An 18,300-nucleotide genomic window follows, 5' to 3' on the forward strand; every position below is an offset into this window, starting at 1 on the left:
CCTATCAGCCACTAGAATGGTGTGTAGACAACTGCCAGTATCCTTGCATCATTTTCCCCTGCTGCGTGGAGGTGGTGGGGTACCACAGAGTCATAGTATATGCTGTCCCCTTCACCAAGCCTGTACTTCTCCTGTCCATAGATGACCTCTATTTCACCCTCAAGTACGTATATGAACTCTTCCCCCTCATGGGATGATAGTTCGAAGTCGTCGCTGTGGAGTTCAACATCGATCAGGAATGGCTCCATGTGCCTGTCGCTTTTGCCGGCACCGAGGGAGTGGAAGTTGAGGTTGCTTGTATCCGCACTCTCCTCATAGCCTGAGAAGTGTATGACCCTCTGGGTTTTTCCCTTTCTGACTATAACCGGTTCATCCTGAACCCTGTCATCAAGGAGTGTGCCGAGCCTCACTCCAAGTGTCCTTGAGATCTTTATGAGGGGTGTGAGTGATGGTAGAATGTCTCCTTCCTCTATTTTCTTAATGAGTTCCCTATTAACTCCACTTCTTTCTGCAAGTTCCTCCAGTGTGATGTTCTGGTTATCCCTGAGCTGTTTTATTCTTTCTCCCACAGTGTTTGCTGGCACGTGATCACCTTAAAATATGGTCATATGTATCTATTTACTAAAATTTCAGTTTAAAAAAATTGCTGTTTAAAAATGTTCATGAACATAATCTGCCGGTGGATTACTGATCCTGGTTCTGGTCCCTGCTGGCCGTTGCTGTTCTGTTTGTTCTGTTATCAGTATAGAATGTGACCTCTGTCTCATTGGTTGTGTTGTTGGTGACGTTCATTATGTGTTTCCTCAGGATTACCGGCTGAAAATCTGGGTTTCCCATGGGTTCTATTTTCTCATCGGAGGGAAGGATGTCTGTGGGAAATTCAACTGCAAAGGATGGTTTTATGAAGATACATACTGTGGATGAGAAGCCATATGCAATGAGAGCTATCATTAGCACTGCAAAGAGCCTTCCCTTTTTTGTTGAGTTCAATGAAACACCTCTTACTGTTTTTCTCATTTTTCTGATATTTTAATGTTGGCATGGTGCCCGGAAAAAGGTTACCGGCATCCTTATATAGTCTTGTTTATCATATGGATAACAAAAAAAGGAGTGTGATAAGAAATGTTAAATTCCGGTGATACAGCCTGGATGCTGATATCAACTGCCCTGGTAATTCTTATGACCATACCCGGCGTTGCAATGTTCTATTCAGGCCTTACAAAAAGGGAAAATGTCCTTAATACAATTTTTCTATCATTTGTCTCCTTCGGAGTGGTCAGTCTGCTGTGGTTTTTATTTGGCTATGGCCTCATCTTTGGAGGCGACATTTCAGGGATAATAGGAACTCAGATCAGCAGCATAAGCCTTACAGCCCTCAACTCAGCTTCAGAATATGCTCCAACAATTCCAGGGGGCCTTTTTGCAATTTTCCAGATGACATTTGCTGCCATAACCGTTGCCCTGATATCAGGTGCTGTGGTTGAGAGGATCAGGTTTTCATCGTGGATCATCTTCATCCCCCTCTGGTTTACATTTGTTTATGTGCCCGTGGCCCACTGGGTATGGGGCGGTGGATTCCTGCAGAGCCTCGGTGTCTATGATTTCGCAGGGGGAATAGTGGTGCACCTCACAAGTGGTATTGCCGCACTTGCACTCGCACTGGTCATTGGCCCAAGGCACGACCAGAAACTGATGCCACACCATCTTGGATACTCGGTGATAGGCACCGGTCTTCTATGGTTTGGATGGTTCGGATTCAACGCAGGTTCAGCCCTTTCAGCGGGCAACCTTGCCACAGATGCCATGATTGTGACCAACACCTCTGCTGCCGCAGGGATGCTCGGCTGGATGCTGATGGACAGAATCAAAACAGGTAAGCCAACCCTCCTCGGCGCCCTTTCAGGTGCAGTTGCAGGTCTTGCATCAATAACCCCTGCAGCTGGCTTCGTGGATATAGGTGCATCGATTTTCATTGGGTTTCTGGCATCCATGATCTGTTACCTTGCTGTGTCCTGGCTCAAGCCCCTCCTGGGGTATGATGACGCCCTGGATGTTTTCGGAATTCATGGAGTCTCAGGTGTCATAGGAACGATAGGTGTGGGCCTATTTGCAATACCCGCTCTTAACCCCGCCCTCAGTGGTGGTGGTCTCATAACAGGAAGCACCGCACTCCTCACCAGTCAGGTTATCGGTGTTGTTACTGTGGTCATCTACACCTTTACAGTTACATACATTATAGCAAGCCTGCTTAAGAAATGGAGGGGGCTCCGTGTTGAAAGGGAGGATGAGATTCAGGGACTCGACATAAACCTACACGAGGAAACCGGTTACAGACTGACATAATCAGTGATTTAAATAGGAGCAAGAGAATATACATAAAAAGCTTTTCACAGAGAGGTGAAGATCAATGAAGAGGATCACAGCCATTATCAGAAGAGAAAAACTTGAGGATGTGAAGGATGCCCTGGAACTGGTGGGAATTCACGGGATGACCGTCACAGATGTGAGGGGAAGAGGTCAGCAGATGGGTATCCGTGAGAGTTACCGTGGTATGGATTACTGCGTCGACCTGATCCCCAAGGTCCAGATTGAGGTGGTGGTTGACTCAGGGGACCTTGAGAAGGTGATTGAAACAGTGACAGAAAACGCAAGAACAGGAGATATTGGGGACGGTAAAATCTTCATAAGTGATGTGCTTGATGTTGTGAGGATAAGGACCGGTGAAAGGGGAAAAAAGGCCATATAATGATCAAAAATCATGTAAAACCCCTTTTTTAAGGATAATGACAGGAAAAAGGGGGAAAGGCTGTCCAGTGACCAATTAATCCAGAACTCAGCCCTCCCCTGATCTTTATTTAACATTTTGCTGTAAGTTACATTCTTATTTGAACTTATTTTAGTTTCATCCACTTTACCTGAAATTTCAACCGAAATCTTTATATATGAGCATGATCTAAGTGATAGTGTCGGAAGTTGATTTCCGCCTTCCGGTATTGAAGTATAAGATTGTAAAAAAACAGAATAATAACAACAAGTATATGGAGGATGACTCTGATGGACGCGGTTTTAAACTCCGGTGACACGGCCTGGATGCTGATATCAACGGCCCTCGTGATGCTCATGACGGTTCCAGGCGTGGCACTATTCTATGGGGGTTTAACAAAAAAGGAAAACGTGCTCAACACAATGTTCCTGTCACTGATAGCCTTTGCAGTGACAAGCCTCATATGGGTACTCTACGGCTATCAGTTTGCATTTGGAGCAGATATAATGGGACTCATAGGAAGTCCGGCGAACCTATTCATGAATGGCATAGGTGTCGATAAACTCGCAGAACTCGCACCAACGATACCAGACTTCCTTTACATAGCATTCCAGCTAACATTCGCTGCAATAACAGTTGCACTCATATCAGGTGCGATAGTGGAGAGAATGAAATTCTCAGCATGGCTTGCATTCGTTGCACTATGGGTGAGCCTGGTGTATGTACCGGTGGCCCACTGGGTATGGGGCGGTGGATTCCTTGCCCAGCTGGGTGCCCTTGACTTTGCAGGGGGTACAGTGGTCCACATAAACTCAGGTGTGGCTGCACTTGCACTGGTATACCTACTTGGCAAGAGGAAGGACACAAGGCTGCTACCACACAACCTGGGGTACTCAGTGATAGGCGCTGCGCTCCTGTGGTTCGGCTGGTTCGGATTCAACGCAGGTTCGGCCCTAACAGCAGGTGGACTGGCAGCATCAGCCTTCCTTGTGACCAACACCGCTGCAGCAGCAGGTATGATCTCATGGGTGATAATAGACTACCTAAAAACAGGTAAACCCACAGTGCTCGGCGGCATATCAGGTGCCGTTGCAGGTCTTGTTGCAATAACACCTGCAGCAGGATTTGTAACGGTACCCGCAGCAATAATCATAGGCCTGGTCACAAGTGCCATATCATACCTTGCAATATCATACCTCAAACCAAGGATTGGATACGACGACGCCCTGGACGTGTTCGGAATACACGGGATGTCAGGTATATGGGGATCAGTGGCAACAGGTATCTTCGCAGCGCCATTCATAAATGAACTGGGAACAGGCCTCATCTACGGAAACCCTGGGCAGATGACGGCACAGGTAATAGCAGTTGTGATCGTCGCTGTATACTCATTCATAGTTACACTGGTGATAGGAAAACTCCTGGACCTCACAGTGGGCCTCAGGGTAACCGAGAAGGAGGAAATAGAGGGACTCGACACACACCTCCACGAGGAGACAGGATACAGAATCTAGGGGTGATAGGATGAAAGAAGTGGTGGCCATCATAAGACCCGAGAAACTCGAGGAAGTTAAAAATGCCCTTGAAGAGGTAGGGTGCCATGGGATGACAGTGACCGAGGTAAGGGGCCGCGGGAGACAGCTGGGTATAACCGAGAGCTACCGTGGAAGGGACTACAGGATAGACCTCATACCCAAGACAAAGATTGAAATCGTGGTGAATGACGAGGACCTTGAAAAGGTCGTTGATACGATAGTGAAAAGCGCCCAGACCGGTGACATAGGCGACGGGAAGATATTCATATCAGGGGTTGAAGAGGTTGTGAGGATAAGAACCGGTGAAAGCGGTAAAAAGGCCGTTTAAAATCATGAAATTTTTATTTTTTAAAATTTTATCTTTATGAACTGCTGATTTTTCTCTGACTCAATCAATTAACTATTAATAATATAGATACCATACCCCTAATCAGAGAAAAGAGGAGTTGGGGGTTCTTGAAGGGCCAGATAATGCTCATAACACTCATAATGTCAGTATTCTTTCTTGGATGCGCATCTGCAGACATGCAGAACAACACAACCGCTGAAAATATTACACCCAGCAAAATTAGCATGACAGCAGTGGAACCCCTGGGAGTTGAAGTTTATATAGCAGTTAATCCCACAACCCTCAATCTTGGGACCGTCTATCCTGATGGGGTTGAAAGAGAATACTATTCTGCAACAAATGTAGAGATAAAAAACAATGCAGGAAGACTCAGAGTCTATGTGAGAGCCAGCGGCGACCTTAGAGATATTGAAAACAGTTCAAACACAATACCACTCTCAAATCTGAAGTACAGTATAAAATATGATGGACCATATGGCCACATCGACGTTCAAATAAGAAACTTTACAACATCAGACTTTCAGATATGGACACACGTTGGTAGTGTAGATGGTATAATATTACCCGTGAATTATTATCTCACAGTTCCACCCTACACAGACCCCGGTACATACAGCACTGAAGTCATTTACACTGCAGTTTAAACATTCAAAATAAAAAAGGGGATTCACCATCCCCTATCCTGCATTCTACCCTCTTCAGGGATCTCACTGATTTCAAGGCCCCTCATGGCTGTGCCAAGTCCCCTTGAAACCTCCGCTATGACCTCAGGTTCGTCGTAGTGGGCTGTGGCCTCAACAATGGCCCTCGCATATCCCTCAGGGTTATCTGACTTGAATATACCTGAACCAACAAACACGCCGTCGGCACCAAGCTGCATCATGAGTGCTGCGTCTGCTGGTGTTGCAACACCACCCGCTGCGAAGTTGACCACCGGGAGCTTTCCAAGACGGGCTGTTTCCCTCACAAGTTCAAGTGGAGCCTCAATCTTCCTTGCGAATTCCCAGAGTTCCTCTTCCTCCTTGTTCTGGATCTCCCTGATCTCACTCATCATTATCCTCATGTGCCTTACGGCCTCAACGATGTTACCAGTTCCAGGTTCCCCCTTGGTCCTTATCATGGCTGCGCCCTCATCTATCCTCCTGAGGGCCTCGCCAAGGTTTCTTGCACCGCACACAAATGGGACCGTGAACTTCTTCTTGTCTATGTGGAAGCGTTCATCTGCAGGGGTTAGGACCTCGCTCTCATCTATCATGTCAACCCCAAGGGCCTCAAGGACCTGGGCCTCCACGAAGTGTCCTATCCTGACCTTGGCCATCACAGGTATGGACACTGCGTCCATTATCTCCTGGACCTTATTGGGATCGGCCATCCTTGCAACTCCACCAGAGGCCCTTATATCCGCGGGTACCTTCTCAAGGGCCATTACAGCGACTGCCCCTGAGTCCTCTGCAATTGCAGCCTGTTCAGCATTGACAACGTCCATTATAACGCCGCCCTTGGTCATCTTTGCAAATCCCTTCTTGAGTACTTCTGTACCATGCAGCATGATCAATCTCCTCCTGTTAGAATAAACAGCATATTTATATCTGAAAACCAACTGTTAAATATCTTGCCCGGGTTGCTGCTCCCGAAAATATTTAAGATAATGAATCATAACATAAGCAGAGGATGATGAATCATAGCTAGACCAGCAGGTTTTCCGTGATAAAAATGGTGGCAGGAACATTCACAGGGTCTGTGATTTACTCACATGCTGTACCCGCAATTCTTGGATTTACAGGAATGATACTCATATGTAACGGTATGATGGATGATAAGAGGGACCAGGTGCTTGCAGGTCTCGGTTTATTCTTTGCAGCAGGGCTGCTTCCATTCATCATACTTCCCCTGATCCTTGGTATCTAAACCCATATATAGGATTTCTCCTTAAATTTTTCCCTCAAGCTTTTTTGTGGCCATGAGTGATGCGAAGTTTCCGGCAGCCTCAGGGTCAGAGGTCCTCCTCATATGGACATAGGCAGCCATGTATGTATCCCCCAGCCCGGTTGGGTCAAGTTCCCTTTCTGCAGTAACAGCCATTATCCTTATGAGGGACCCCTTATGGGATATCAGGGAGCCCCGGGGTCCGCAGGTTACTATGACCTCACCGCAGTGTTCACTGAGTATCCCAATAGCCCCCATGATGTCACTGGAAACTGTCCGAAGTTCGTTGATGTCAAGAAAAGCTCCACTCCCTGCCTCAAGGACCCGGAGAATTTTCTTCCTGAATTCCAGTCTGACCATGTCTCCCTCAGGGTATCTCAGGTAGCCCTGAAGTCCTGTGTAGAGCCTGTGCCTTTTTCCCAGGAACTCCAGCGTCTCCAGGGGTATGTCTGAGGGCAGAAGAGGCCCTGCAAGGACGGCGGTCCACTCCTCCCCTGCAATTGTTTCAATATCCCCAATTTCAATTGGGTTACTGGCAAAATTGGACCTCTGGATCCTCCTCGAGGTATCCCCGTTATCATAGATATTCTCAAACTCAACCGTTGAGTCCCTGTAAAGGGGTATTATATTTGTACTGGACGGGAATTCACCGAGAAGATACCTGTCAGCCTCTGACAGGGTTACAACTGCCGTGTGGTCAACCCCCAGGTGCGAGAGTAGCCGGGAATAGTAGTAAACGGCGCCCCCCACCCTGGACTCCGTGGAGTTCCTCCTCACTATCCGGTCCCTGCTAACAGGACCAATAAGGAGGTACCTTTCTGTGTTCACCCAGGCCTCACCATCCCCTCATGGAGAGCCCTTCCAACAAGAACCTTCCCCACACCCATGGCTTCAAGTTCAGGTATCTCGTTGGGTAGAACGCCGCCGCCGGGTATCACCCTCCTGATGATTGGCCTGAAGAGTTCAAGGAGGTCCCTGTTGAACCCTGAGGATGTGCCAACCGCCCCCAGGTCAAGGAGTATAACGTCAGACTCATAGCCGAGGAGGAGGTCCCTGAATTCTTCAAGTTCAAGGTCAATGTTCTCTGAGTGGAGTTTCATGTCCTTAACATCCACGCTTACAACGGTCCTCTCTGGGGGATATGCTTTAAGGATGTATTCAAGTTCCTCTGTACTCTCAAGGGTCTCTGTTGCGGCAACAACCCGTGATGCAAACTGGAGCATGAATCTGAATGTCTCCCTGTTTTTTACCCCTGCGTCGAGGGTTACCGGCAGCACATGGTTAACCCTTCCTACGATATCAAGATTGGATCCTGTGCCCTCGATGGCGTCAAGGTCGGCTATGTAGATTGACCGTGCCCCGGCTGCCCTCAGGGAGAGTGCTATGTCCACAGGGTCAGGGGATGATGAGAACACAGTCTCGAGGGGCCTGTAATTTTCACGTTCACCTGATTTGCCGGCTACCGCTATACCTCCCCTCAGATCAATAACAGGAATAACCTCAATCATATGGATACCTCTAAGAAGAAGTTAAATACCAGAACTCAGTTTGAGTTTGAGATATTTAAAGTTTTCAGAGAAAATGGTAAGCCATCATGAACCATTACCATTTGAAGTTTTCAGAAAAACCAAAAATGGGATGGGTGAACTACCTGCACCATTACCATCAAACTTCCAGGAAAAACTGAAAATTAGAAGGTAAGCTACCCCTGTACCATTATCAGCTTACCTGTCTTGGGGTCCCTGTAAACTGTTCCCATCTCAACGTATCCCTGGCCAGATCCCGAACTGGTCTCGGGAGTGTTGTTGAGCTCCTGGCCCTTCTGAACCTCAACTGCCCTTTTCATTGCCTCCATGGTTTCCTGACGCTCCTGTGGGGTCATGTCAGCGAATACAACATTCTGCATGTTCCAGGAGAGCACAAGGAATATGAGGAAGCCCACAGACAGAACCAGCATGGCATCAACCAGGTTTGCACTTCCGGCCATGGGGTCCTCTTCATTTTGATCCGACAGGAGCCTTCGCCGGCGTCTGAGCGGCATTATCCATCACCTCCAGCACTGCCTCGGCCATGGTCTCAAGGTTTGAGAGGTACTCCTCATACCATCTGCGCCTGACCTTTGAGATTACGTAGGCTATACCCCCTGATGCCAGGCCCACGACTGTTGTGTCAAAGGCTATGATGATGGCCTGGGCCAGTGTATTTATATCCCCTGCACCGAGGGCTGCCAAACCTGGCCCCATGGGTATGAGTGTCCCCATAAGACCAAGGGTTGGTCCGAGCCTTGTCACGATGTCCGTCTTCTCGAGGCTCTTTGCAGCCCTGAGCTCCTCGTTCTCTATGAGTTTCCTTGCAAGGGCCTCCCTTGATTTGGGTCCCAGTTCTGAAGTCTCCGCAATATTTGTAAGGACCTCCTTCTGGCTCTTGGGTATCTCCATCGAATTTACAACCTCAATTATCCTCTCAGGGGTTCCTGGATTGGAAATTGATTTTATAGCGGATTCCAGTTCCCTGATGTCAGTCCTTATTCTTCCAGAGTACTCTGACATTAGCCCGCCAAGGGTTATTATTGCATAGACCATGAATAACAGGAGCCCTGCTATAACAGGTATGAGGAGACTCTGGGAGACAACGTGTAGTGCGCCGCTCAGTATTTCACTGCCGGGTACTGCAACCATATCATATCACCTCTCCTTATTCTATGAAAGTGCTCTTTCTCTTGTTAAGGTAAATTCCAAGTCCCATGAGCGCCAGTGTCCCCAGCACAACATAGATTATGGTGTTTATGCCTGGAACCGTCAGTGGCGTCATTTTCATGCTCATGGCGCTGTTCACATTTGGAAGCACAATGGCAGCTGTCAGGAAGTAAAGACCGGCAAAAAGCATGAAGTTGCCCAGCAGAACAGGGTAGGGTTTGTTGATTGCCGATGCGACTCCATTGGCGAAGACATAGAAGAACGCTATGAAGGCTGCCAGAATTATCCCGGAATATTTGCCGAGTGTGATTGCTGATACACCGAGTATGGGTGATACAAGTATTATGCTGACGATCACCGCCCCGAAACAGCAGGGGCAGGGCGCCACCATTGCAACGCACGCAGTCTTTGCTGTGTCCCTCCTGTGTTCCTTCCATTCACGGAGGGTGTGCACACCGGCAAATATCAGAATGGATGCCATTATGATTGTTATCAGTGAACTGTAGGTGTTGAAGAAACCCTGAATCGAGCTCATGTAGGCATTTGCAAGGGCTGAAAGGCCATATATGCCAAGGCCGTAACCCGCAGTTATCAGGGCGGCCATCTTCCTTGATAGCCCCGCGAAACCCATTGCCAGTCCAATCTTCACGCCGAATATCAGTAAAACCGATAGGATTCCCGCCTGCCACAGTAGGTTTGCCATGTCCATGTTCCACACCTTCTCTTTTCAACTTTATAATAATTACTATATAAATTAAATTATTACTATTTCGCAGGATTAAAGCAGTATTTTAATACCATATTTCTTATTACTATTAGGCGCTAATGAGTAATAACTCATTCAAACAATTTTTATTAGAATTAAAGTAAATCTGATATTTAATGTTTTCTAAAAAATAAATTATGGTGGGCCTACCTCCTTCCAGGTCCAAGGAAGTATCCCACACCCACAAGTACCAGTATGGCCGCTATACCTGCCACTCCATATAACGGGAACTCTGTTCTCTGATTGACCGCTGAATGAGTTTCTTTCACCTCATAGGACTTCTGCTGACCTGCCTCTTCACCGGCTGAATCCTGTGAAGATGTTGAAACAGCTGCCTGTGAAGCCACAGAGGTTCTTCCAGCAGAACCATCAGCGGATGTTCTTCCAAAGGATCCGCCACCTGTGGCTGAAGGGCCTGTTGTGGGCCCTGTGGATGGATTCTCACCTGGATTCACATCACCGGATGGTTCAGGTGCAAACACCGAGGCCCCTGTTGCCGCATAGAGTGCTGCAGTGAATTTTTTCCTGAGATCAGAGGACATGTACTGGCTGAGCCACTTCATCAGTTCCCTGTCACCACAGACCGATCCTGAACATGAAACACCATTCTCGGCAACGTAATTTCCAAGGCACTCTGCAATGAATGCAAGCTGCTCACTCCTGGCATTCCACTGGCCCCTGTTTGCCATCTCGGCAAAGTGCGCCAGTATGTCCATTGCGGCGTAGGGGTTCTTTGAATAGGCTGTCTTCAGTCCAAGATTGTATTTATCTGCAACCACAGCGTCATAGTACTCGTCCCAGAAGCCACTGTCAAGGAGTTCAGGAACCGTGTATTCCCATCCCACCAAGTGGGATGTGTACTTGGCTATGGTCCTTGGCCCCTGATACCCCTCATTCATGATTGCCCTGATCCACTCGGGATTCAGATACCTTGTTCTGTATTCAATGGCTATGAACTGCTTGAGTGACATGACCCTGGGATTGCCTGGGTTTGCATATCTCAGTACGTAGAGTTCCGGTGCCCTTCCATTGTTCATCATCTCGATGGCCATTGATAGGCCGCCGAAGTAGTCGAAGTAGTCGTCGTTATCAACAACCCCATACAGGTTGGTGTTTCTGCTGTGGTAGGCCGTTTGAATACCCTTGAGGAGTTCCTTGAAGGTTTCTGGCATTGAAACGCCCCAGGAACGTTCACTGTATGCATGGCTCATCCTGTTGAAGTAGATGTCTGCAAGTTCGCTTCTGTTGTTCCAAGTCCATGACACCTCTGTACCCTTACTGACACCGGCACCGTAATCACCAACAGGCGGTGCGAAGATCCTTGTGATGGCGATTTCACCTGCATCCGTGGCGTTAAGACCCGCCTGCATGTACCTCAGGGTATCATTGATCCAGTGGAGTGCAATGTAGTTGGTGCGCAGAGGCTCGCTTCCCCTGAAGTTTGTATACTTGGCATCGACAAGTGTCTGCAGCACATGGTCAAGTGAGGTTTTAAGTGACGGATAGGTCGCGACGATCTCACTGTATGAAGCGGCAAGGGCAATCCTGTAGGCCCTGTCCATGTTGATGAGGAGCCTCGGGAACAGGTCCCTGAAGAGTCCGCTTGTTGTTACAATCGGATCCACCCTGGGCCTTTCTGTGAAGTTTGAAAGTCCAGATGCTGATCTTACTGCATTGATATCTGCAAGTAACTGTGAGAGTGGTGTGGCCTTAAGGTTGGAAGCTGACCCTGTGGATGACCATGTTGGCTCCACACCCATCAGCCTAAGGACAAATGAGACCATGGTACCGTCGTCACGAACCGTCTCAACACACCAGACAACCGCAGCCACCTTCTCAGGGATCCTGTCAAACTGTGCAAGTGCCATGTCAGCCAGGCGTTTACCCAGATTCCATGCTGTCTTTGTTGGCATCAGGTTCTCTGAGACCGCATAGAAGTTGCTGCCTGTTGGAAGTGCTGAGGGGTTCCTTACAGGGTCATTTCCTGGTCTTGGTGTTATAAATCCGCCTTTCAGTGCATCGAGAAGCGAGTTCATCTCTGAACTGAAGCTCTGGCCTATCAGTGCTGCGTAATCACGTGCCCTGTTGAGAAGCTCAATTACCTGTGAATTGTTTGTAAGGTCCGCTGGTGGTGTGCCACCCATGACCTGCAGTATCCAGCTTATGGTGATATTGTTGAGCTCCTCTGCCTGCAGTGCCGTGAGGTTGTCAAAGTTCCATCCCTTCAGAGATGCTATGAGCCTCTGCAGTGAGGGACTTGATGGGCCGCCATCAGAGGATACCATTGCAGCAGCAAGGAGGGCTATCTCCTCATCGGTCCACCTTAACCCGAAGGTATGGAGACCCACAGGCATGAGTGTCTGCTGGAGCACCACAAGGTAATCCTCAACCCTTTCAATGTCCTCTGCAGTGAAGTTATCTGGACTGATACCAATCTCTGCGGCTATGTTGAGTTTCATGACCATCTTTTTTATTGAACTGAAGTACTCCTGCTTGAGTGGGCTTGCATCCGGTGTCTTTGTATAATCATCGATAAGGGCTCTGAGTTCTGAGAGGTCCCCGTAGAGCTGTGTTGTCTTCATTGGGGGTGTGAGGTGGTCCACTATAACCGCATATCCCCTCCTCTTGGACTGTATGCCCTCACCAACGCCATCCATGATGTAGATGTAGACTGAGGGCTTTGTACCGGCACAAATCTGTGAGAAGTCAAAGTTACTGAGTGCGACCTGCTTTCTTGGGAGCCACTCGTATGTTGCATGTCTGCCTATATGGACCTGGGCATCCGCATTGAACACCGTGTTAACCCATGCATACCATGCAAGGTACTGGTGTGGTGGTGCCACGACCGTGCTGTGGTAGAGTTTATCAACGTCTGCCTCCCATCCCCTCTGGGGTTCAGGGCCAATGAAGACATTGCCAAACATTATACCTGGTATGACGATGTACTTTCTGCCGTTTCTCTCCACTGTCATGACATTACCTGGCGGGGCGCCCCATCCATTGAATCCAGGGACTGCAAGGGACTGGAATTCATTTTTGAAGTTATAGAACATGTTCCATGGTGCATCTGTGCTCTGACCTGTCCTTGCGTTGTTGAGAACTGATTTCAGTGCTTCTGTCATGTTTCTTATGAGAACTGATGCCTGCTGTGCCTTCTCAGGGTAGGTATTTGCAAGTGATATCATCTCAGAGGACCACTTATCAAGGGTATTCAGGGCTGCGGTGTATGCGGTGTCACTGGAGACGTAGCTGAGCGCGAGCTTAACCATCTCCTCAATGTAACCCACAGGACCCTCCACGACCTGTTTTCTCGCAATCGGGTTCAGGCTCTGGAACCATGCATAGTATTCCTCCGCATCCCAGAGGATGATGGAGGTCTTATTTGCAAGTTTCTCGAGTTCCCCCGGTGCCCATGTTGCAACGTTTATTCCCCTTTCGGTGAGGAGCTTCACAAGGTCGTCTGCACTCTGGGGGAAGCCTGAAACAGTGTACCCTGAGCTCTGGAGTGCTCTTAGTATTTCAACGAGAGTTTCAGGTACGTTGAGGTAACTGGCACCTATGTTACCCTTACCTGGAGGGTAATTGTAGTAGATGAGTGCTATTCTTTTCTGGGAGTTTGCCAGGTATCTGAGCCTGACCCAGTTGCTGATTCGCTGCACCAGGTAGTTCATCTGCTCATCTATCGGTGTGTATGCGACTATCTCAACCCCTGTTACACTGTCAATACTCTTTGCCGGTGCGGCAACGAATATGGGCTCTATTATCCCCTGGGTCTCTGGAATGGCTATCTGGTAGTAGGTGTCACTCCAGAGAAGCCCGTCCTCTGATACTATCCATTCACCCTCTTCCCTCTTGGTGGATATCATCGCCCTGAAGACGGGTACATTCATTCTCTCAAGAAGAGCTGCGGTCTGGTTCACAAAGCCAGAACCCAGTGTGAATGTTGTGAAACTCACAAGAGCGTCTATCCTGTACCTGTAGGCTGAGGGGTTGGCCTCATACTCCGCTGCCGTGACCACCCTTGATGGGTTTGCAGGGTCATAGACAAAGAACTTGACCATCGCCGAATAAATGTTGAGTGGCTGTGTACCGTTAACACCGGAATACGCCCCAACAACGGGTATCACGTTCATTCCACTGGCTGTGAGCCTGGCTATTATGCTGTCAAAGTGGGCCATATCCCCTGAAAGGAGCACACTGTCAAGGCCCGCTATTCCAACAGTTGGCCGTGATGCGTTGAGTGGGTATGCTGCAAGGTAATCAGCGAGGCTTGTAAAGACCCTGCCGTCACGGTAGAGCATCTCCGCTGGAATGGTTATGGGTGCTGCAGGTTCCCATTCAGATGGCCAGGTACCCCCATTCATTACTGTGAAGTTCTTAAGAAGCAGCTTGAACTGGTTTTCATAGTTCACGGTTCCCTTCTTTGCATAGTAGAGACCGTAGGTCACCCAGGGTGCAAGCTGCGGGTAAGTATTAACATAGGCCTTCAGACGTGCCTCGTTGGAGTTTTTGAGGTCATAGAGGATTGTGTTCTTTGTATCGGTATTACCAATCACCGCTGCATCTATACCCTGGAATATGCGTACACCGTTGATCTGTGACATGTTTGTGAGGTCAGGGTCACTTTCAAGGACCAGGAATATCTTGTTTGGCCTGTTAGATGCGATTTCAGGGTAGTCACGCATAACATTCCTGAAGTTACCTGAGTCAAAGAGCCACTCTGCAATAACGATATCAGCAGACTCAATGAGGCTTTTAAGTTCAGAGGAGTTCATCCTTGATATCTGTGTGGTGGTTCTCACCTCAAACCTGACCGTCCATGTTGACCTGTTCTGGGGATTGTACCCTGGCTGTGAAGGGTTTATGAGGTCCATGACCTTCTTTGCCGCATCGTTGGTCATCTTGGAACTGGTTGACGAGTGTATGACAAGTACGACAGGATCCCTGATCTCCTGTGTGCTGTTCACTGTCAGGTTTCCGGAATCACCTCCTGCGGTGCTGTTATCTGCAGCTGCCACTGTCTGGCAGAGCATAACCATGAAGAGAACTGCTATCAGTGTAAGTAGCTGTTTTCTCATGACTTTTCACCTCCTTTTATTTTTTTAAATTTACAGTAACCCTCTGAGTTATGTTATTAAAATAAATTATTATTACATAATGGAGAATACTTTAAAAATGAATTATTACTTGAATTGGAATATTACTTAATTTAAATATAAATTGAGAAAAAGTAATAATCATCAGGACAAAAAAATAAAAGGAAGGATGGTCTATTTTCCTGCTCCACCCCTGAGGAATCCGAAGGCCACAAGTCCAGCAGCCACAAGGACACCCACGATACCATAAACGTACCATGAGGAGTCAGAGCCGCCAGAATGGGAGGTTGCATTTGTAACCTCATAGGCCTTCTTACCCTCAGCTTTTGCAGGTTCCTCTGAAACCTCAGATGCTGCACTCACATCAGCCGGTGAAGCACTGTAATCAACACCGGGTGTGTAACCTGAATGCCCTGCAGTACCCTGGGAACCTGAGGGTAAACCACCGGTTGAACCACCCATGGAGCCACCGGGTATACCTGGTACACCACCCTGGTTTCCGTTCTGACTTCCGCCATTGTTCACCGGGATGAGGTCCTCAAGTGTCCTGTTTGCAGGGAGCCCCTTCACATAGGCTATTGGCTGACCACCGGCACCTGAGAGGATCATCTGAAGTTCACTCTCAGTGATGTACCTCTCAGCGTCATAGGTTACAACCGGCCCTGAAATCATATAGCTTGGTGTTTCACCCTTGTAGAGGCTTATGAAACCTGCTATCTGTTTTTCCCTCTTCGCATCGCTGGTCACGCAGTCGTTCACATCGAAGGTCGGCCATTTGAAGTCCAGGACCACTGCCTTTCCAACCTTGTTCTTGCTGTCCCATATAACAAGGATTCCCTCAATGTTACCTCCGTATGCATCCCCGTTTTCAGGGTCGTTATCTGATCCAGGTACACGCAGGTTGAAGTAGGTTCCCTGTCCAGGTGAGACCCCAAGTCGATAGACTATGGCGTCGTCCTTGCAGTAGATGGTGTTACCCAGGTAGATGTAGTTCTCGTTTTCCTTAAGGGGGTAGTTCTTGAATATGTACTCTGTTATCAGGTACCCTGGTGATACACCGGGACAAGCATGGTCGTGGAAGAGGAACGTCAGTACCTGGTCGTATGGTGGATCGTTTCTCCATGCGTTTGCTATGCTCTGTATGTTGAACCAGCCATCCTTTGCAAAGACCTTTGAGACCTTGCTGCTGAGCTGTGTGCTGTTAAGGGTTCTTGGTCCGATGTCATTCACAAATTTACCGTCTGATGCATTGCTTGCAATCAGCTGCCCGGTTGTTGGGTCATAGTAGATGTAGACTGCATCCATTGTCACCCCATCGTAGCCCCTCAGGACGAATGTGAACCAGAGTGGTTTCCAGAGTGGTCTGTGAACCGGGAGAAGTGTTGCCCTGCTGAGCCTTGAACCAAGAACATCGAATACTCCGTCCCAGGCGGCACTCATATCCTGACCGTTAACCCTTGAGTAACCGGCTGATGTGAGTACCACAAGGTCCCTGTCGTCCTTTTCAAGGTTTATACCCTTCTCTGTGAGGAATAGCTGTTTTGCAAGGTTGGCTGCGTCAGCACCGATCTTCCTGATCTGCTCGTATGTCAGGTTACCCCATGTGAAGGTGCTGTTTTCACGGGTCGCATTTGGAAGTCCAAGGCTGTCTATGTAGGCCATGTCAAGTCCATGGGCCACCTGTGGTGGAATCTGGTAGGTTATGTTGTTTACCCTATCTGTCACGTTGGCACCGCTTTCGCTTCCCAGGAGATAGTAGTAGTGGGTCACATTGAGGCCCTTAAGTTCCCTGACTATGGTCACAAGGGATGTTGGGTCCTGTTTCACCCTGGATATGAGCCATGCGTTGAATTCAAGTTCTGTTTTTTTGCCTGTCTGCTGCTGGAACTGTTTCCTGAGTGCCTCCTTGTCGAACTTCATCACTATGAGGTCACCCTTGAGGGTGTTGGGGTTCCACCTTATGAAGCCAACCAGGTTTGTGTCGGCACCTGTGGCCGTGGTGTTGAACCCGCTGTAGGATCCTCCCTTACCTGGTGTGGTGTCAAGGAACATGAGCAGTGAATCGTCATCTGAGTCCCCTGGGACACCCACTGTCACGTAACTTGTTATCTCACCTGGTGAGCCAGGGTTGGTGAAGTCCATGACCGGTGGATAGTACTTTAATAGTGTGAGGCTCATTGCATAACCGCTGATGGTACCGAGGCACATGTGACCATGGAATGCTGCAGCCCTGAGGAGATCAGATGGTGCGCCCTGCATCCATGCGTTTGAAAGGCTTGCAACCGGGAACGCGTAGTTTCCGTATTTGCTTACCAGAAGGTTCCAGTTTGCCTCAGTCATGTTTTTCAGAAGGTCGATTGTGTAAACTGGTTTTCCGTTGACTGTTTTAATTACAACCGGTGATGTGCTTGCATTCTTGAAGTAAACACCCACCAGTGTGCTGCCCCTCTGTAGTATGAAGAACGTGTCCAGGGGGTCAACAGGTGACTTCCTTATTACAAGCAGGTTCCCCTTACCATAGGTTACACGGCCACCTGCCTGGTTTAGTATTCCCTCAATGACGTCCTCTGTGGTATCGTTCCTGTACTTAACAATACCAGCAGTTGTTATGACGAGCACGTTTCCCTTCGAGAAGTTCAGGATCTGATCTGCCCTCCTGGTGATCTCCCTTCCCAGTTTGTAGGCGTCTGTGGCGTTCATTTTAAGTGAAAGCAGTGCATAGTATTTGGTATCCAGTGGATTCGCCGGGTTGGTTGATAGGGTGAATTCATGTACTAGGTCCCTGTAGCCCGGTGCTGTTACCTTTATCCGGAATTTTGTGGTGTTTGTGACGTTCTGGTAATTGAAGATGATCTTTGTCCTGTTGGCTGCAGGGTCAAAGGTCTTTGTGAAGTTGATCTTTGATCCGTTTGCATCGGTGATACAGTTTATGTCAGGGTTGATGCGGGGGTTGTCGTCTGCAAATTCGTACTTTACATCCACCCCCACCTCACATGCTGTGTCTACTGCGCTCACTGAACCCGTCAGTGCGACAGCAACGAGAAGAACCATGAAAACCATGAAATACTGTCTTCTCATAACATTTTCACCTCCTTTAAGTTCTGTAATGTTTAATAATGTACAGAATGAGTAGGAGTAATAACATATATAATTATTTTGTTAATACTT

At 48.3% G+C, this 18,300-nt stretch carries 16 protein-coding genes; 6 read left to right on the forward strand and 10 right to left on the reverse strand.

Translation table 11 applies throughout. The annotated features are described in order from the left end of the window. Nucleotides 1–11: 11 nt before the first annotated feature. Nucleotides 12–584, reverse strand: coding sequence for a helix-turn-helix domain-containing protein (locus tag OXN82_RS04140; RefSeq protein WP_013295857.1), 573 nt, complete (start codon nucleotides 582–584; stop codon nucleotides 12–14). Between the two features lie 100 nt (nucleotides 585–684). Continuing rightward, entirely contained in the window at nucleotides 685–990 is a 306-nt protein-coding gene (locus OXN82_RS04145) for a hypothetical protein (RefSeq protein WP_321212061.1), read from the reverse strand. Between the two features lie 132 nt (nucleotides 991–1,122). Here OXN82_RS04145 and OXN82_RS04150 point away from each other — a divergent pair, with 132 nt between their 5' ends. From OXN82_RS04150 to OXN82_RS04170, 5 genes are all read left to right on the forward strand, one after another. Continuing rightward, nucleotides 1,123–2,343 carry an ammonium transporter gene (locus OXN82_RS04150; RefSeq protein ID WP_321212062.1) on the forward strand — a complete coding sequence of 407 codons (1,221 nt, stop codon included), beginning with the start codon at nucleotides 1,123–1,125 and terminating at the stop codon, nucleotides 2,341–2,343. A 64-nt stretch (nucleotides 2,344–2,407) separates the two neighbouring features. Beyond that, complete coding sequence (locus OXN82_RS04155; protein ID WP_321212063.1) at nucleotides 2,408–2,746, forward strand: P-II family nitrogen regulator; 339 nt, start codon at nucleotides 2,408–2,410, stop codon at nucleotides 2,744–2,746. Nucleotides 2,747–3,054: 308 nt separating this feature from the next. Beyond that, on the forward strand, nucleotides 3,055–4,278 hold the full coding sequence (locus tag OXN82_RS04160) for an ammonium transporter (protein ID WP_321212064.1): 1,224 nt from the start codon (nucleotides 3,055–3,057) through the stop codon (nucleotides 4,276–4,278). A 10-nt stretch (nucleotides 4,279–4,288) separates the two neighbouring features. Next, nucleotides 4,289–4,627 (forward strand): P-II family nitrogen regulator, encoded by a 339-nt coding sequence (locus OXN82_RS04165; RefSeq protein ID WP_321212065.1) that lies wholly within the window; start codon nucleotides 4,289–4,291, stop codon nucleotides 4,625–4,627. A gap of 128 nt (nucleotides 4,628–4,755) precedes the next feature. Then, nucleotides 4,756–5,292 (forward strand): hypothetical protein, encoded by a 537-nt coding sequence (locus tag OXN82_RS04170; RefSeq protein WP_321212066.1) that lies wholly within the window; start codon nucleotides 4,756–4,758, stop codon nucleotides 5,290–5,292. Between the two features lie 23 nt (nucleotides 5,293–5,315). On the opposite strand, the gene pdxS is transcribed toward OXN82_RS04170, so the two are convergent. Continuing rightward, nucleotides 5,316–6,197 carry a pyridoxal 5'-phosphate synthase lyase subunit PdxS gene (pdxS, locus tag OXN82_RS04175; protein ID WP_321212067.1) on the reverse strand — a complete coding sequence of 294 codons (882 nt, stop codon included), beginning with the start codon at nucleotides 6,195–6,197 and terminating at the stop codon, nucleotides 5,316–5,318. Between the two features lie 164 nt (nucleotides 6,198–6,361). Here pdxS and OXN82_RS04180 point away from each other — a divergent pair, with 164 nt between their 5' ends. Continuing rightward, on the forward strand, nucleotides 6,362–6,556 hold the full coding sequence (locus tag OXN82_RS04180) for a hypothetical protein (RefSeq protein WP_300477116.1): 195 nt from the start codon (nucleotides 6,362–6,364) through the stop codon (nucleotides 6,554–6,556). Between the two features lie 21 nt (nucleotides 6,557–6,577). Here OXN82_RS04180 and OXN82_RS04185 read toward each other — a convergent pair whose 3' ends face one another. The 7 genes from OXN82_RS04185 to OXN82_RS04215 all read right to left on the reverse strand — a co-directional run bounded on the left by OXN82_RS04185 (nucleotide 6,578) and on the right by OXN82_RS04215 (nucleotide 18,183). Next, nucleotides 6,578–7,402: a PfkB family carbohydrate kinase gene (locus OXN82_RS04185; protein WP_321212068.1), complete on the reverse strand. Its 825-nt coding sequence runs from the start codon at nucleotides 7,400–7,402 to the stop codon at nucleotides 6,578–6,580. Beyond that, the gene (locus OXN82_RS04190) at nucleotides 7,399–8,082 is read right to left on the reverse strand and encodes a HisA/HisF family protein (RefSeq protein ID WP_321212069.1); all 684 of its coding nucleotides are present in this window, start codon (nucleotides 8,080–8,082) and stop codon (nucleotides 7,399–7,401) included. The genes OXN82_RS04185 and OXN82_RS04190 overlap by 4 nt, the downstream gene beginning before the upstream one ends. 194 nt (nucleotides 8,083–8,276) lie before the next feature. Continuing rightward, a complete protein-coding gene (locus OXN82_RS04195; RefSeq protein WP_237779774.1) occupies nucleotides 8,277–8,615 on the reverse strand; it encodes a DUF2149 domain-containing protein in 339 nt (112 codons plus the stop codon). After that, nucleotides 8,572–9,252 (reverse strand): MotA/TolQ/ExbB proton channel family protein, encoded by a 681-nt coding sequence (locus tag OXN82_RS04200; RefSeq protein WP_321212070.1) that lies wholly within the window; start codon nucleotides 9,250–9,252, stop codon nucleotides 8,572–8,574. Before OXN82_RS04200 ends, OXN82_RS04195 begins: the two co-directional genes overlap by 44 nt. Nucleotides 9,253–9,268: 16 nt before the next feature. Next, nucleotides 9,269–9,979, reverse strand: a complete 711-nt coding sequence (locus OXN82_RS04205) for a DUF2162 domain-containing protein (protein WP_321212071.1) — start codon at nucleotides 9,977–9,979, stop codon at nucleotides 9,269–9,271. A gap of 203 nt (nucleotides 9,980–10,182) precedes the next feature. Continuing rightward, complete coding sequence (locus OXN82_RS04210; protein ID WP_321212072.1) at nucleotides 10,183–15,114, reverse strand: cobaltochelatase subunit CobN; 4,932 nt, start codon at nucleotides 15,112–15,114, stop codon at nucleotides 10,183–10,185. Nucleotides 15,115–15,306: 192 nt separating this feature from the next. Beyond that, nucleotides 15,307–18,183 carry an FmdE family protein gene (locus OXN82_RS04215; protein WP_321212073.1) on the reverse strand — a complete coding sequence of 959 codons (2,877 nt, stop codon included), beginning with the start codon at nucleotides 18,181–18,183 and terminating at the stop codon, nucleotides 15,307–15,309. Nucleotides 18,184–18,300: the final 117 nt, after the last annotated feature.

This window comes from Methanothermobacter sp. DP, from assembly GCF_026692625.1.
Taxonomy (GTDB): domain Archaea; phylum Methanobacteriota; class Methanobacteria; order Methanobacteriales; family Methanothermobacteraceae; genus Methanothermobacter; species Methanothermobacter marburgensis.

Bases quoted from the DNA above. Each gene is read 5' to 3' on its own strand.
- OXN82_RS04150 (WP_321212062.1), top strand. From the start codon at position 1,123: ATGTTAAATTCCGGTGATACAGCCTGGATGCTGATATCAACTGCCCTG.
- OXN82_RS04155 (WP_321212063.1), top strand. From the start codon at position 2,408: ATGAAGAGGATCACAGCCATTATCAGAAGAGAAAAACTTGAGGATGTG.
- OXN82_RS04160 (WP_321212064.1), top strand. From the start codon at position 3,055: ATGGACGCGGTTTTAAACTCCGGTGACACGGCCTGGATGCTGATATCA.
- OXN82_RS04165 (WP_321212065.1), top strand. From the start codon at position 4,289: ATGAAAGAAGTGGTGGCCATCATAAGACCCGAGAAACTCGAGGAAGTT.
- pdxS (WP_321212067.1), bottom strand. From the start codon at position 6,197: ATGCTGCATGGTACAGAAGTACTCAAGAAGGGATTTGCAAAGATGACC.
- OXN82_RS04180 (WP_300477116.1), top strand. From the start codon at position 6,362: ATGGTGGCAGGAACATTCACAGGGTCTGTGATTTACTCACATGCTGTA.
- OXN82_RS04190 (WP_321212069.1), bottom strand. From the start codon at position 8,082: ATGATTGAGGTTATTCCTGTTATTGATCTGAGGGGAGGTATAGCGGTA.
- OXN82_RS04195 (WP_237779774.1), bottom strand. From the start codon at position 8,615: ATGCCGCTCAGACGCCGGCGAAGGCTCCTGTCGGATCAAAATGAAGAG.
- OXN82_RS04200 (WP_321212070.1), bottom strand. From the start codon at position 9,252: ATGGTTGCAGTACCCGGCAGTGAAATACTGAGCGGCGCACTACACGTT.
- OXN82_RS04205 (WP_321212071.1), bottom strand. From the start codon at position 9,979: ATGGACATGGCAAACCTACTGTGGCAGGCGGGAATCCTATCGGTTTTA.
- OXN82_RS04210 (WP_321212072.1), bottom strand. From the start codon at position 15,114: ATGAGAAAACAGCTACTTACACTGATAGCAGTTCTCTTCATGGTTATG.
- OXN82_RS04215 (WP_321212073.1), bottom strand. From the start codon at position 18,183: ATGGTTCTTCTCGTTGCTGTCGCACTGACGGGTTCAGTGAGCGCAGTA.